Origin of the sequence: Cognatundibacterium oligocarboniphilum (assembly GCF_013377855.1) — a bacterium.
GTDB lineage: Bacteria > Pseudomonadota > Gammaproteobacteria > Burkholderiales > Burkholderiaceae_D > Undibacterium > Undibacterium oligocarboniphilum.
On the sequence record NZ_JABXYJ010000003.1, the window covers coordinates 429,732 to 443,753 of the forward strand.

Annotated in this window: 10 protein-coding genes; 3 read left to right on the forward strand and 7 right to left on the reverse strand. The window is 53.9% G+C overall.

Going from position 1 to position 14,022, the window contains the following annotated elements; all coding sequences use genetic code 11:
• Window positions 1-55 precede the first annotated feature (55 nt).
• From HV832_RS07310 to HV832_RS07325, 4 genes are all read right to left on the reverse strand, one after another.
• On the reverse strand, window positions 56-952 hold the full coding sequence (locus tag HV832_RS07310) for an amino acid ABC transporter substrate-binding protein (RefSeq protein ID WP_176802886.1): 897 nt from the start codon (window positions 950-952) through the stop codon (window positions 56-58).
• A gap of 281 nt (window positions 953-1,233) precedes the next feature.
• Window positions 1,234-2,520 (reverse strand): Glu/Leu/Phe/Val family dehydrogenase, encoded by a 1,287-nt coding sequence (locus HV832_RS07315; RefSeq protein ID WP_176802887.1) that lies wholly within the window; start codon window positions 2,518-2,520, stop codon window positions 1,234-1,236.
• Window positions 2,521-2,830: 310 nt separating this feature from the next.
• Entirely contained in the window at window positions 2,831-3,802 is a 972-nt protein-coding gene (locus tag HV832_RS07320; RefSeq protein ID WP_176802888.1) for a LysR family transcriptional regulator, read from the reverse strand.
• Between the two features lie 60 nt (window positions 3,803-3,862).
• A complete protein-coding gene (locus tag HV832_RS07325; RefSeq protein ID WP_176802889.1) occupies window positions 3,863-5,743 on the reverse strand; it encodes an ABCB family ABC transporter ATP-binding protein/permease in 1,881 nt (626 codons plus the stop codon).
• A 212-nt stretch (window positions 5,744-5,955) separates the two neighbouring features.
• Here HV832_RS07325 and HV832_RS07330 point away from each other — a divergent pair, with 212 nt between their 5' ends.
• Together HV832_RS07330 and HV832_RS07335 are read left to right on the forward strand one after the other, a co-directional pair.
• Window positions 5,956-6,375: an acyl-CoA thioesterase gene (locus tag HV832_RS07330; RefSeq protein WP_223827220.1), complete on the forward strand. Its 420-nt coding sequence runs from the start codon at window positions 5,956-5,958 to the stop codon at window positions 6,373-6,375.
• On the forward strand, window positions 6,375-7,958 hold the full coding sequence (locus HV832_RS07335; RefSeq protein ID WP_176802890.1) for an alkaline phosphatase D family protein: 1,584 nt from the start codon (window positions 6,375-6,377) through the stop codon (window positions 7,956-7,958). The genes HV832_RS07330 and HV832_RS07335 overlap by 1 nt, the downstream gene beginning before the upstream one ends.
• Window positions 7,959-8,193: 235 nt before the next feature.
• Here HV832_RS07335 and HV832_RS07340 read toward each other — a convergent pair whose 3' ends face one another.
• From HV832_RS07340 to HV832_RS07350, 3 genes are all read right to left on the reverse strand, one after another.
• Entirely contained in the window at window positions 8,194-9,873 is a 1,680-nt protein-coding gene (locus HV832_RS07340; RefSeq protein WP_176802891.1) for a long-chain-fatty-acid--CoA ligase, read from the reverse strand.
• Between the two features lie 261 nt (window positions 9,874-10,134).
• Entirely contained in the window at window positions 10,135-12,237 is a 2,103-nt protein-coding gene (locus HV832_RS07345) for a molybdopterin-containing oxidoreductase family protein (protein ID WP_176802892.1), read from the reverse strand.
• 100 nt (window positions 12,238-12,337) lie between these two features.
• Window positions 12,338-13,252 carry an NAD(P)-dependent oxidoreductase gene (locus tag HV832_RS07350; protein WP_176802893.1) on the reverse strand — a complete coding sequence of 305 codons (915 nt, stop codon included), beginning with the start codon at window positions 13,250-13,252 and terminating at the stop codon, window positions 12,338-12,340.
• A gap of 163 nt (window positions 13,253-13,415) precedes the next feature.
• Here HV832_RS07350 and HV832_RS07355 point away from each other — a divergent pair, with 163 nt between their 5' ends.
• Complete coding sequence (locus HV832_RS07355) at window positions 13,416-13,916, forward strand: acyloxyacyl hydrolase (protein ID WP_223827221.1); 501 nt, start codon at window positions 13,416-13,418, stop codon at window positions 13,914-13,916.
• The last annotated feature ends 106 nt before the right edge of the window (window positions 13,917-14,022 follow it).

Below are 14,022 nucleotides of genomic sequence, written 5' to 3' on the forward strand. Positions count from 1 at the left end.
TTCTATCCTTTTCTACCTTTTATCTGCAGCAAGGCTCAACACTTCAAACCTTACTTCAGTCAGCCACTTTATCAGTCGGGAAACGGAGATTATCCCGCAACAAAAATCCCATCGGCATATTCAGATTCGCGGCTTTAGGCGGAATCGGTTTCCTGAACCATTTGTCATACAACCGGGTGATTTCACCGTCATTCATCAGGCGCGCCATTTCGCGGTCCAGCAATTCCTTGAAAACGGGGTCGTCCTTGCGCAGCATGATCGCATAAGGCTCGGTTGATAAAGGGTCGCCGACGATGGCGTATTTTTCAGGATCTTTGGCGTTGGCCTTAAAGCCGTACAGCAATACATCATCCATAGGGAAGGCGTCGGCCTGGAATTTTTCAATCATGCCAAATGACTCGGCATGATCGTTGCCTTCCAGCAGCCGCAGATTCAGATTGCGTGCTTTGTCGCGGTCTGCCAATAATTTGACAGTCGTGGTGCTTTTGGTGGTGACGACTTTTTTGTCTTTGAGATCCGGCCAGTTTTTGATGCCGGAATCGGTGCGCACGATCATGCGGGTCGTAGCAAAAAAATGGGGAATGGTGAAGCTGACCTGCTTGCGGCGCTCTGCATTATTGGTGGTGGAGCCGCATTCCATGTCGGCCTTGCCTTCCACAATCGCAGGAATGCGATTGCTGGTGGTCACCAACAGGTAATTCACTTTGAGCTGAGGCAGCTTGAGTTCTTTTTTGATCGCATCGACCAGTTTCAGGCAGATGTCAACGGAATAACCGAGCGGCGTTTTCGACTCGGTCAGATAAGAAAAGGGAACAGATGCCTCACGGTGCGCAATCGTGATGGTCTGGGTTTCCCGGATATGACTCAGGGTGTCGGCGGCGCATGAAAGTGGAACGCTCAGGGCGCAGACGCCAAGCAAACCAGTCTTCAACCATCGATTGACTACTTTCATACAACCTCCTTTTGACAAGGACGGGATAGTAATAAAAAACAGCACTTGAGTCCAAATGAAAAAACGATCTCTTACAAAATTTTATTTGGTTTTAGTTGGACATACCCGACATCAACCAAATATATGAATAACCATGCTCAAAAAAGCAATAAATTTATCTCCCCATGAGCCTGATCACCGTATCCGTTGCAGCTTAGGTCATGGAGCGTTTTTTGCCAATCCGCGCGACGTTTCCGGTTCTGCACAACAAGTGTGCACAGAACCGGACAACAAGCGTTTATTTATGGATACAGGCCACGCACTTCACGTGCCTGCAATACCCGGGAGCAGCCGATGATAAACGCGGCAGTCCGCAGCGATACCTGCTTGTCTTCCGTCACCTGCCAGACCGCGCTGAATGCCTCGCGCATAATGCGGGTCAGGCGTTGGTTGATTTCATCTTCCGTCCAGAAGTAGCTGGAAAAATCCTGTACCCATTCAAAGTAAGACACGGTCACGCCACCGGCATTGGCAATCACGTCCGGCACCACCAGCACGCCTTTGTCGCGCAGGATGTCGTCGGCTTCCGGCGTGGTCGGGCCGTTTGCCCCTTCCAGAATGATACGGGCACGGATCTGCCCGGCATTTTTTTCAGTGATCTGCTGCTCCAGCGCCGCCGGAATCATGATGTCGCAATTTACCGCCCAGAATTCCTCATTCGGCAACACCGCTTCCACACCGGTGAACCCGGCAACGCTGCCGTTGGCTGCCACGTGTTCCAGCAATTTGTGCGTATCGAGTCCGTTGGAATGGAAAATCGTGCCGCCATGGTCCTGTACCGCCACAATCTTGGCACCGGCTTCGGCAAACAGGCGCGCAGCGATGCCACCGACGTTGCCAAAACCCTGCACGGCAATTCTTGCACCAGCAATATTCAGGCCAATCTTGGCAGCGGCTTCGGAACCCACCACAAACACGCCACGTCCGGTGGCTTCGCGGCGTCCGAGACTGCCGCCGAGGGAAATCGGTTTACCGGTCACGACACCGGTAGCTGTACGGCCTTCGTTCATGGAGTAGGTATCCATCATCCACGCCATGGTCTGCTCATTGGTGTTAACGTCCGGGGCGGGAATATCTTTGTCCGGGCCGATGATGATGCCGATTTCCGAAGTGTAGCGACGGGTCATGCGCATCAGTTCGCCACGTGACAGGGTTTTCGGATCAACCCGGATACCGCCCTTGGCGCCACCGTAAGGGACATTCACCGCGGAATTTTTGATCGTCATCCAGGCAGACAGCGCCATTACTTCGGACAGGGTCACATCCTGATGGAAACGCACACCACCCTTGCCCGGACCACGTGAGGTATTGTGTTGCACACGGTAGCCCTCAAAGTGGGCAATCGTGCCGTCATCGCGCTCAATCGGGACATCCACGATCAGGATACGCTTAGGTCGCTTCAGGGTTTCCACCCAGCGCGATAAATGACCCAGATACGGGGTGACGCGGTCAATCTGTTCGAGATACACGGACCAAGGACCTGTCTCTGTCGGGGTAAGATAGGACGGGATCTGGTGTTGGCTGGACATGGTATGGCCTCCTGTGGTGTTAAGACATGTTATTCAGCATTCCGCGGCCACGATCGGCAGCCCGTCCGGAAGGTGAGGCATAGTAGTCTTATCACTCAGAGGTCCGCCAATGCTTTGTTTGCATTTATCTATGCACTAATTGCATAACCATGCAACTGGACTTCAGGTAACATCGGGTGCCGCCAGTTCTGTCCTGTTTATTTTTTCTGTTTTACTGCCTGCAGTCTTAGCCCCGCGTTGTTGCTGCGGCTGTTGCCTGCATTGTCTTTTTTTTTCCTTCCATTTCGTATGCATCGTATGCGTCCGGTACTTATTTTTCAGATGCCAGCCGGGTCCGTTTCGGTTTGCTGTTCTTGCTGCTGTCCTGCAACTGCTCCAGATAATCCCACAGACGCGACACAATCAGCTTACCCGGACGCTGCAGTGAAGGCCGCTCGCGGTACAGGCGGATTTCCATATTCACTTCCCAGCCGCCACTGTTGCCATCGGCGCGCGCCAACTGTTTCTGCTTGAGTTCGCGGGTCACCGCCGACTCCGGCAGGAACGCAATACCGCGGCCTTCCAGCGCCATCATTTTCAGGCCTTCCGCCATATCCGTTTCGTAGCATTTTTCCAGATGCAACAGTACCCTGGCGTCGTTCAGAATCAGATCCACCATGCGCCCCAGATAGGCATTATTGGCGTATGCCAGAAATGGTAACGGTGTATCCGGTGTGCCGGGCAACTGCAATTCCGGCAGCCCCTGCTTATTGCAGCGGGTATAGGCACGCAAGGCTTCGCTGCCCATGCTGATCATGTCGTACTGACTGGCGTCGAGCAGTAGCGGCTGGCGCGGATGGTGGTAGCACAACAGCAGATCGCAACCACCTTCGACCAGCGTCATCACCGCATCATGCACATTCAGCGCCAGCAAACGGCTGTTGATTTCACCGAATGCCGACTCCAACCCGGTCAGCCAGCGCGGCACATAGGTCAGCGAAAGCGTATGCGGTACGGCGAAGTCAACGGTGGTCTGGGTACTGGTGCGCTTGCCACGCAACAGGGCGCGTGCATTGTTGATCTGCCCCAGCATGGCGATTGCCTGCTCGTAAAACACTTCACCGGCATGGGTGAGGCGAGTTGGGTATGAGGTACGGTCAATCAGGTCACTGCCCAGCCAGGCTTCCAGCGACTGAATGCGGCGGGAAAATGCAGGCTGGGTTACATGCCGTAATTCTGCCGAACGGCTGAAACTGTTGGTCTCGGCCAGCGACACGAAATCCTCTAACCATTTGGTTTCCATAATTTTACTCAGTCTGTTCTGATGTGATGGTTGATGAGCCGTCTGTCCATATCGGACCGCTCAGGCAGCAGGGGGCAGCATAGTGACGACATCAGCGGTATCAGCGACTTCACCACCATCACTGGCACCGCTTTGCTGACGTTCCCACATCTGCGCATACAAACCCTGTCGCGCCAGCAATTCCTGATGCGTGCCGCGCTCGATGATGCGGCCTTTGTCCATCACCAGAATCTGCTGCGCATCGGCAATCGTCGACAGGCGGTGTGCAATCACCAGGCTGGTATGGCCTGCAGCAATCTCCTTGAGTTGCGCCTGTATCATCTGCTCGGCCTGCGAATCCAGTGCTGACGTAGCTTCATCAAAAATCAGTATCGATGGATTCTTCAGCAAAGTACGGGCAATCGCCACCCGCTGCTTTTCGCCACCAGATAGTTTCAGTCCGCGCTCACCGACCATGGTCTGATAGCCATCCGGCAGCGACTCGATAAAATCATGAATATAGGCTGCTTTCGCCACCGCAATAATTTCGTCTTTATCAGCCCCCGGCCTGCCATAAGCGATGTTGTATTCGATCGTGTCGTTAAACAGCACCGTATCCTGCGGCACGATGCCAATCGCCGAACGCACCGAAGATTGCCTGACGTCGCGCACATCGTGACCGGCAATACGGATCACGCCGGACTGGATATCGTAAAACCGGAACAGCAGGCGCGACAGCGTCGATTTACCGGAACCGCTGTGCCCGACCACGGCAGTGGTGGTGCCCGCCGGAATCGTAAAGTTCACATCAAACAGAATCTGGCGTTTTTCCTCGTAGCTGAAATTCACATGCTCAAACCGTATTTCAGCACCACCCTGCTGCGGGATCTGCAACACTACTGCATCCGGCCGGTCAGCCACATCCTGATGCTGATCCAGCAGGGAAAACAGTTTTTCCATGTCTGCCAGACTCTGCTTGATTTCACGGTACAGCACACCCAGAAAATTCAGCGGGATATACAACTGCAGCATGAATGAATTGACCAGTACCAGATCGCCCAGACTCATCTTGCCGTCAATTACGCCCTGCGTGGCACGCCACAGAATCAGCGTGACCGCACTCGCAATGATCAATGACTGCCCGGTATTCAGCAGAGACAGACTGCTTTGCGATCTGACGGCGGCAATCTCGAAATTTTTCAATCCCTGATCGTAGCGTTGCGCTTCATATTCTTCATTACCGAAGTATTTGACGGTTTCATAATTGAGCAGAGAATCAATCGCCCTGGTGTGCGCTTTGGAATCAAGCTCGTTCATCGTGCGCCGGAAATGGGTGCGCCATTCGGTGACGGAAATCGTAAAAATAATATAGGTGACCAGCGCGCCGAATGTAATCAGACTGAACCAGATGTCGTAATGTGTACTGAGGTAAATCAGCACCAGCGTGATTTCCAGCAACGTCGGCACAATGCTGAACAGCGCATAGGACACCAGCGAGGACACCGCGCGGGTGCCGCGCTCGATATCGCGCGTCACGCCGCCGGTCTGCCGGTTCAGGTGAAAGCGCAGCGACAAGGCGTGCAGATGTCGAAATACTCTCAACGCGATGGTGCGCACGGCACGTTGCGTCACTCTGGCAAACACGAATTCCCGCAATTCCGTGAAGGCGGTGGTGGACAGCCGTAACGCGCCGTAAGCAATCAGCAGGCTGACCGGCAGCACCATCAGCGCCGCCGGATGCGCCGCTGTGACTGTCATATGGTCAATCAGTTGTTTCAGAATCAGCGGCACCCCCACATTCGCCAGCTTGGCGCCGACCAGAAACGACAGTGCCAGCAGCACCCGCCATTTATAGGCCCACAGATATGGCAGCAGGGTGCGTATGGTTGACCAGTCGCCGCGCGGCTGACCGACTGCGGGATTGTCAGGGAGGCGGCTGCCGGTATTTTCTCTGCGACGCATCGGAAGTGTCTTTTCTCGAAGTGGTTTATCATGTCGGACAAACTGTCTGGGGCAACGCAACGCCATGCATGCGCACGACCCAGTCCCGCGGCAACACTGCCCGCTGACAGCTTGCTCTGTTTTCCGGCGCTGAACGCCAGTCCTCGACAATGCAGGCGGGGAAACAGAATAAGTATTTAAGTATTAATTGTAACGTTTTAAGGAACCCAACGATGTCCGATCATCTCGAAACCACGCTTCCGACGCGCATGCCCACGTTGCGCGTGATGCCCATGCCCTCTGATGCCAACGTTCACGGTGACGTGTTTGGCGGCTGGATCATGGCGCAGGTCGATATTGCAGGAGCAATTCCGGCGGCGCGCCGCGCCAATGGGCGGGTTGCCACGATTGCGGTCAACTCCTTTCTGTTCAAGCAACCTGTGTTTGTCGGTGATCTGCTGTCGTTTTATGCCGATGTCGTGAAAGTCGGTAATACCTCCATTACCATAGCAGTCGAAGTCTATGCCGAGCGCAACCGCCTGCAGGCCAGTACCGTCAAAGTGACGGAAGCCACGCTGACCTATGTGGCCACCGGCGACGATCGCAAACCACGCCAGATCCCGCCCATCGAATCGCTGTCAGCCGGCGCCTGATGACCTCACGCCGTCTGTTTGTGCAACGCGGGCTGCAGCTCGCGGCGCTGGCTGCGCTGTCCCAAGCCTTTCCCGGCTACGCTGCAGAACGCAGTACCGCATATCCATTCACGCTCGGCGTTGCCTCAGGTTCGCCACGACATGACAGCGTCGTGATCTGGACCCGGCTGCTGCCGGATCCTCTGAACGCGCAAGCCCTGCCGCCCACGGTTTACAAGGTCTTGTGGGAAGTCGCGGAAGATGAAGCCTTTAAACACATCGTCACGCAAGGCGAGGTATTTGCCCTGCCCGATCTGGCGCATAGCGTTCATGTGGATGTCACCGGACTGCGTCCGGATCGCTGGTACTGGTATCGCTTTATGCATGGCGACGCGATCAGTCCTGTGGCGCGCACCCGCACCGCACCCGCCATCGACACCCCGCCCGGCACCCTGAAACTGGCGGTAGCCTCCTGCCAGCACTGGGAATACGGCGAGTATGCAGCACATGGTCACATCGCCCGCGCCAATCCCGATCTGGTCGTATTTCTCGGCGATTACATTTATGAGTGGGGGCCTTACGATCTGGCTCATCCGGCCAGGCCGCGGCGGCGGGATATCGAAAGCTATACGCTGGCCGATTACCGCGCCCGCTATGCCCAGTACAAGAGCGACCGCCAGCTGCAGGCGGCGCACCACGCCGCGCCGTGGATCGTGACCTGGGACGACCATGAAGTCTGCAATGATTACGGCAATGACCGGGACGAAAGGCTGGATCCTAATTTCATGCAGCGACGGGCAGCAGCCTATCAGGCATTTTATGAACACATGCCGGTACGTTTGCGGCAAGTCACGGTCTTGCCGTCGCAATTTGCCCACATGCGGATTTATGATCGTTATGACTGGGGCGGGCTGGCGCGGTTTCATGTGCTGGATGACCGGCAATACCGACATCCTCAGGTCTGTCCGAAACCCGGTCGCGGCGGCTCGAATGTCGTCACGCAGGCGGAATGTCCGGTGCGCGCTGATCCCTCGCTGAGCCTGCTCGGCACAGAACAGGAAAAATGGCTGGCACGCGGCTTTGCCTCGTCGAATGCGAAGTGGAATATCCTTACTCAGCAAACCTTTCTGGCGCAAAGCAATCTGAGCAATCTGAATCAGGATGGCAGCGGAAAATTCTGGACCGATGGCTGGGACGGCTACCCGGCAGCCCGGCAACGCCTGTTCGACGACATCCAGAAGCACCAGCCTGCCAATCCGGTGGTGATCTCGGGAGATGTGCATACCTTCTATGCAGCAAACCTGAAGCGCGATTTCTGGAGTCGCTCCTCTCCATCGAATCCTGTCCTGGCGACGGAGTTCTGCGGAACTTCAATCACCTCGAATTCCCGCCCGCAAGCGCAGACCGATCAGATCGTGGCGCAGAATCCGCATATCAAGTTTGGCCGCAGCGATCAGCGCGGATTTATGTTGCTCGAGATTTCAGAATCCCGGATGCTGACGCACTTCATGGCGCTCGACGATGTATTACGCACAGACTCCGGTATCAGCACGCTCAGGAGTTTTTTCGTTGAAGATGGCAAAACCGGTGTCAATACCATCTGATGAACCAAACCCGTTGATGAACACATCGGCCAGCCCGTTGTTTCTGATCTGCGGCTGAATGCAACACGCAACAAAGTAGCGCCCATAAAAAAAGGAAGGCCATAAGCTTTCCTTTTTTTATTCAATATACTCCCCCTAGTATATTTTTAAACCATTACACCACCTGAGGTGCAGAGCATTTTCTGGATTTCTAAAGGGGAGTATCTATCTTTTTATCTCTGTGCGATATATCTGCTCAGGCGGATTTCTTTTCATCACGCAATTCACGGCGCAGGATTTTACCGACATTCGTTTTCGGTAATTCGAGGCGAAATTCGATATATTTCGGCTTCTTGTAAGCGGTGAACTGCTCTTTGCAATAGTCCATCAACTGATCCACGGTCAGCGACGGATCCTTGCGCACGACAAATAATTTCACAGCTTCACCAGAATTTGCGTCGGGCACACCGATACACGCGCATTCGAGCACACCGGGATGCAATGCCACCACGCCTTCGATTTCATTCGGGTATACATTGAAGCCGGAGACCAGAATCATGTCTTTTTTACGGTCAACAATGGTGGTATAGCCGCGAAAATCCATGATGCCGACGTCACCGGTTTTAAAGAAACCATCAGGGGTCATCACTTTGGCAGTTTCGTCCGGCCGGTTCCAGTAACCCGCCATCACCTGCGGACCACGGATCGCAATTTCACCGGCGTGTCCCAACGGCAGAGGATTACCATCATCGTCCAGAATCTGGATTTCCGTTGAAGGGATCGGCAGACCAATCGTGCCGGAAAATTCCTTGGTATTTGCTGGATTAGCAGTCGCCACCGGCGAGGTTTCGGACAAACCGTATCCCTCGGCAATCGCGCAGCCAGTCACTTTCAGCCACTTGTCGGCCACGGCTTTTTGTACCGCCATTCCGCCGCCGCTACAGATTTCATAACCGGAAAAATCGAGTTTGGCGAATTCCGGATTATTCAGTAAGCCGTTGTACAGCGTATTGACTGCCGGGAAAATATTAACCTTGTAATTTTTCAGTTCCTTGATGAATCCGGGAATATCGCGCGGATTCGGGATCAGCAAATTCATCGCGCCGATGCGGGTTCCCAGCAGGGAGCAAACTGTCAATGCAAAGATATGGTAAAGCGGTAAAGCACAGACGATAATTTTTGCTTCGTCTTCATGGCCGGCCATGTTTGCGCATAACCAGGCATCATTCTGCAGCACATTCGCCACCACGTTACGGTGCAGCAAAGTCGCACCTTTCGAGACGCCGGTCGTGCCACCGGTGTATTGCAAAAAAGCGACATCGTCACTCTTGATTGCGACGGGCTGGAAATGCAGCTTCTGTGCTTCGGACAGTACCTGCCTGAAACGCTGGGCGTTAGGCAGGCGGAATTCCGGCACCATTTTCTTCACATTACGGACCACGAAATTGACGATTGCGCCTTTCATGCCGCCCAGCAGATCGCCCATGCTGGCAACCACAATGTGCTTCACATTCGTTTTCGCCACGATCTGCTCCAGCGTGGTGGCAAAGTTTTCCAGGATAAAAATCGCCTCGGCGCCGGAGTCTTTTAACTGGTGTTCCAGTTCACGCGGTGTGTACAGGGGATTTACATTCACGACAGCATAACCGGCGCGCAGAACGGCTGCCATGACGACCGGATATTGCAACACGTTAGGCATCATGATGGCGATGCGGGCGCCTTTCTGCAAACCCCGGCTTTGCAGCCAGGCACCCAGATTCCGGGACAAACGATCCAGTTCTCCGTACGTCAGGAATTTTCCCATGCAGGCATACGCATTGCGCGCTGCAAATTTCTTGAATGCTTCTTCGAGTAACTGAACCAGAGACTGGTACTGTGTGACATCGACTTCTGCAGGAATTCCTTCCGGGTAGGATTTGAGCCAAAACTTGTCCATATATTTCCTCGTCTCTGATTGTTATTGTGTAGATAAAATAATTTCGCGACATGACCAATAAAAAGCATGGTCGTTCTTTTTGATGATTATAATACGCTGTGACCGATGCTATCGGCTAAATATCGGTAAGGCAAGCAATTTAGGCCGCAGTTGACAATATCCTCTAGGAACTTGAACCAGCCTGTTTGAGTCAGCGCGATGCTGTTTTGAATACACACTCCCGGACAGGTCACATTCAACCTGCCCGGGATTGGCGCCGCATCAGCCTGCGACAGCGGGCACAACGGCTTGTACTTTTTCAACCTGCACCAGCAGATCATAAAACGTGGGTCCACCGCCCATGTCCGTCAGACGCTGACTGGTCACCTCGTTGGTATTTTTATCATCGCTGGCCAGCTTTTTCCACCAGATCGACAAACCCACAACCAGGCCGGCACGGGTTTTATCGGTCACCCTTGCTTTGGCGGTAAAGCTGCCACGTCGATTAAAAATCCTGACCCGATCACCATGCCCGATATCGCGCGCCGCCGCGTCCTGTGGATGGATATCCAGATGCGGCTCACCTTCCACATCGCGCAGGCTTTGCACATTCACAAAGGTCGAATTCAGGAAGTTGCGTGCCGGCGGTGAAATCATGGCCAGCGGAAATTCCCGTGCCAGTTCCGGATTACTGGCGACCGATTCGTAAGGTGGGATATAGGTTGGTAAAGGATCGAGACCATCATCCTGCATGCGCTGGCAAAAAAATTCGCATTTACCGGAAGGTGTGGCAAAGTCGCCATGAGCGAACGGTGCGTCGGGCAGGCTGACTTTCTGCCAGCCCTGCTGTTTCAGCCGGTTCCAGTCAAAACCTGCGGCACGCGGATCATCGCGCAGGAAAGCCTGGCTGGCCATCTGGTCGTCAGATTCGTGGAAGCAGGAATCATCCCATCCCATTTTCTGTGCCAGTAAGCGAAAAATTTCTGTATTGGGCTTCGCTTCGCCCAATGGTGCAATCGCCGGATTATTAGCCATCATGTACAGATGGCCGTATGTGCTGTGGATGTCGGTATGTTCGAGTTGCGTGGTGGCAGGCAGCAGAATATCCGCGTAATCGGCGGTATCGGTCTGGAAATGCTCCAGAACAACCGTAAACAAATCTTCCCTGGCAAAGCCCTGCGCCACTTTCGCTGACTCAGGGGCAACTGCCACGGGGTTGGAGTTATACACGATCAAGGCTTCAATGGCGGGACCAAATTCCGCAGAAGCTTCCTGCAACAGCGCATCGCCGATCGTACTCATATTGATCGTCCGCTGCGCTTGTCCAGCGGGAAAAAGATCCGGTCTTTGCAGAAAGCTGGTATTTTTCGGAAAAGCATCCGACAGCGACAACTGAACGCCGCCCGCAGCATGCCGCCACGCGCCCACCAGTGCCGGCAGGCAGGCAATATTACGCACCGCCATCCCACCGCCATGGGTGCGCTGGACGCCATAATTCATCCGGATCAGGCTGGCCTCACCGCGACGGGCGCTTTCGCCATATTCACGAGCCAGTTGTTCGATTTCTGCGGCAGAGATACCGCACACAATCGCGACCTGCTCGGGCAACCATTCTGCGGCACGCAACCGCAGTTGTTCAAATCCTAGTGTGTGCTGCGCGATGTAATCATGATCCAGCAGATTATCGCGGATCAGTACATGCATCAGACCCAGAGCCAGCGCGGCATCAGTGCCGGGTAATAAAGCAATATGCTGATGACATTTTTCAGCTGTCAGGGAGCGATAAGGGTCAATTGCAATCAACTTTGCGCCGTGCCGTTTTGCTTCCTGAGCGCGGGTCCAGAAATGCAGATTGGACGCAATCGGATTCCCGCCCCAGATAATGATCAGACGCGCATTCTGGGTTTGCTCTGTGTCGGTGCCGATGCGGGAACCGATGGTGTACTTATAACCGGCACCACCAGCCGTGGCGCAAATCGTCCGGTCCAGGAATGAAGCACCGATACGGTGGAAAAATCGTTGCGACATGCCATCACCCTGCAGTAATCCCATCGTGCCGGCATAGCTGTAAGGCAGAATCGCCAGTGGATTTTTTGCGGCAATCTCCGTCAATTTCTCGCTGATGCATGTCAGCGCCTCATCCCAGCTGATGCGCTCAAACTTCCCTTCCCCTTTTTTTCCAATCCGCTTCTGGGGATACAGCAGGCGATCAGGATGATACGTCCGCTCCGTATAGCGCGACACTTTGGTACACAGCACACCCGCAGTTGTCGGATGCGCAGGATCACCTTTGACGGCGACAGCCTTCCCGTTTTCTACGGTAATCTGCAATGCACAGGTATCCGGACAATCATGTGGGCACACGCCACGAACCATGTTGCTCATTCTCATTCCTCCATCTTATTTTGTTTCAGGCCCATCACTGCAAGCTTGCTATGCATACAGCCAGGCCGCAAATCATTTTCCGCAACGATATACTGCGCTTTTACGGTAGATGGTCGACGCCGCTACCCAAGCGGATGCCGGGATTATGTTTTTCCAGTTCCAGCAAAGCCGCGGAATGATCCGCCGTCGGATGGGTCTGCAATAACTCACGATATAGTGCACTGACCAGATCAGTCAAAGGCAGTACCAGACCTGCTTTCGATGCAGCATCCTGAATGTTATCCATGTCTTTTGCCTGCGTCTTAACTTGGCCACCGGGCAGAAAACTGCGATTCAGCATACGCTTTCCATGGACTTCCAGTATCCGGCTTTCAGCGAAACCGCCGCGCAGCGCCTGACGCACAGCAACCGGGTCTGCACCTCCGGCCTCAGCCAGCAGCAACGCCTCTGCAACGATATTGATTGTCCCGCCAACAATCAACTGATTGCACAGTTTCGCCAACTGTCCGGCACCTGCCTGCCCGACCAGCGTCGGACGCCCCATTTCTAACAATAACGGAGTGATGCGTTCGTAGCTATCGGCAGGTCCGCCAGCCATGATGGCGAGATCTCCCTCCTCCGCACCCATGACACCGCCAGAAACAGGCGCATCGATGAAAGCCACTCCCTGCCGGGCTAACAGCGCAGAGAATTGCTGCGCTTCCGATTGACGGGTCGAACTCATATCAATCATTATCATTCCCGGAGTCAGAACCGGAAGTAATTCCTGCAGAATAGTAGCGACGACCGGCCCTGCATCCAGCATGGTAATGACAACATCCGCCTGCCATCCGGCAGTCTGAATTGCTTGCTGTGGAGTCTCCGCAATAACGGCACCCAATGATGCGAGCTGCCTTGCTTTTTCTGGTGTACGGTTCCAAACGTGCAGTGTGTAACCTGCGCTCAACAGCCGGGCAGCCATTGGTTTTCCCATCAGACCAATACCTAAAAATGCGATATTTAAATTTTTTGTCATAAAAAATTCTGGATTCAGTTTGGCTCAAATTGCATAGTATCGGTTTTTGGGCTACGTCGGGCAAAACCCGGATAGCGTATCGTGCTATCCTGAGGTTTTACTTTTGCTTGCGACGACCTTTATGAAATTTTTCGATCAAAAAACTTTATTTATTGCAGTCGCTATGTTGTTCGCACAATCGAGTGCTCATGCGATAGATTCGTTTTCCGGTGAATTTGCATCGGGAAACAAGTCACAATTTGTCAGAGCAGGTATTCAATGGAATTGGGATAAAGTCTGGTTTCAATCAAATGGCACCCACCTGGGTGGGTATTGGGATCTGACGCTGACGCAATGGCGCAATAATGCGTATCAGGGTATCAGTGGTGCCACACAAAACATTACCGATGTTGGCATTACACCGGTATTCCGCCTGCAAAACGACTCGAAAAAAGGTTTGTATGGCGAAGCAGCAGTAGGCGCACACTTGTTCTCACACATTTACAGCAATAACGGCAGGCAGTTTTCCACCGCCTTCCAGTTTGGCGATCATCTTGGCGTCGGCTATGTATTCCAGAATGGCCTGGACCTCTCCCTCAAAGTCCAGCATTTCTCCAACGGCGCTATCAAGCACCCGAATCCGGGAGCGAACCTGGCAGTCATCAAAGCCGGCTTCCCCTTCTGAAGCTTGCTTTGACTCACCGGCACGGCAAACTGGCCGTGCCCAGCCTGAACATGTCACGGGTTTCGAAAGAGCGGGAGTGCTCAAGCGTTCGCTCTTTCTGCGCCCG

Excerpts from the sequence above, each read along its gene's own strand:
- HV832_RS07310 (WP_176802886.1), bottom strand. The coding sequence starts at position 952 with ATGAAAGTAGTCAATCGATGGTTGAAGACTGGTTTGCTTGGCGTCTGC.
- HV832_RS07315 (WP_176802887.1), bottom strand. The coding sequence starts at position 2,520 with ATGTCCAGCCAACACCAGATCCCGTCCTATCTTACCCCGACAGAGACA.
- HV832_RS07320 (WP_176802888.1), bottom strand. The coding sequence starts at position 3,802 with ATGGAAACCAAATGGTTAGAGGATTTCGTGTCGCTGGCCGAGACCAAC.
- HV832_RS07325 (WP_176802889.1), bottom strand. The coding sequence starts at position 5,743 with ATGCGTCGCAGAGAAAATACCGGCAGCCGCCTCCCTGACAATCCCGCA.
- HV832_RS07330 (WP_223827220.1), top strand. The coding sequence starts at position 5,956 with ATGTCCGATCATCTCGAAACCACGCTTCCGACGCGCATGCCCACGTTG.
- HV832_RS07335 (WP_176802890.1), top strand. The coding sequence starts at position 6,375 with ATGACCTCACGCCGTCTGTTTGTGCAACGCGGGCTGCAGCTCGCGGCG.
- HV832_RS07340 (WP_176802891.1), bottom strand. The coding sequence starts at position 9,873 with ATGGACAAGTTTTGGCTCAAATCCTACCCGGAAGGAATTCCTGCAGAA.
- HV832_RS07345 (WP_176802892.1), bottom strand. The coding sequence starts at position 12,237 with ATGAGCAACATGGTTCGTGGCGTGTGCCCACATGATTGTCCGGATACC.
- HV832_RS07350 (WP_176802893.1), bottom strand. The coding sequence starts at position 13,252 with ATGACAAAAAATTTAAATATCGCATTTTTAGGTATTGGTCTGATGGGA.
- HV832_RS07355 (WP_223827221.1), top strand. The coding sequence starts at position 13,416 with ATGTTGTTCGCACAATCGAGTGCTCATGCGATAGATTCGTTTTCCGGT.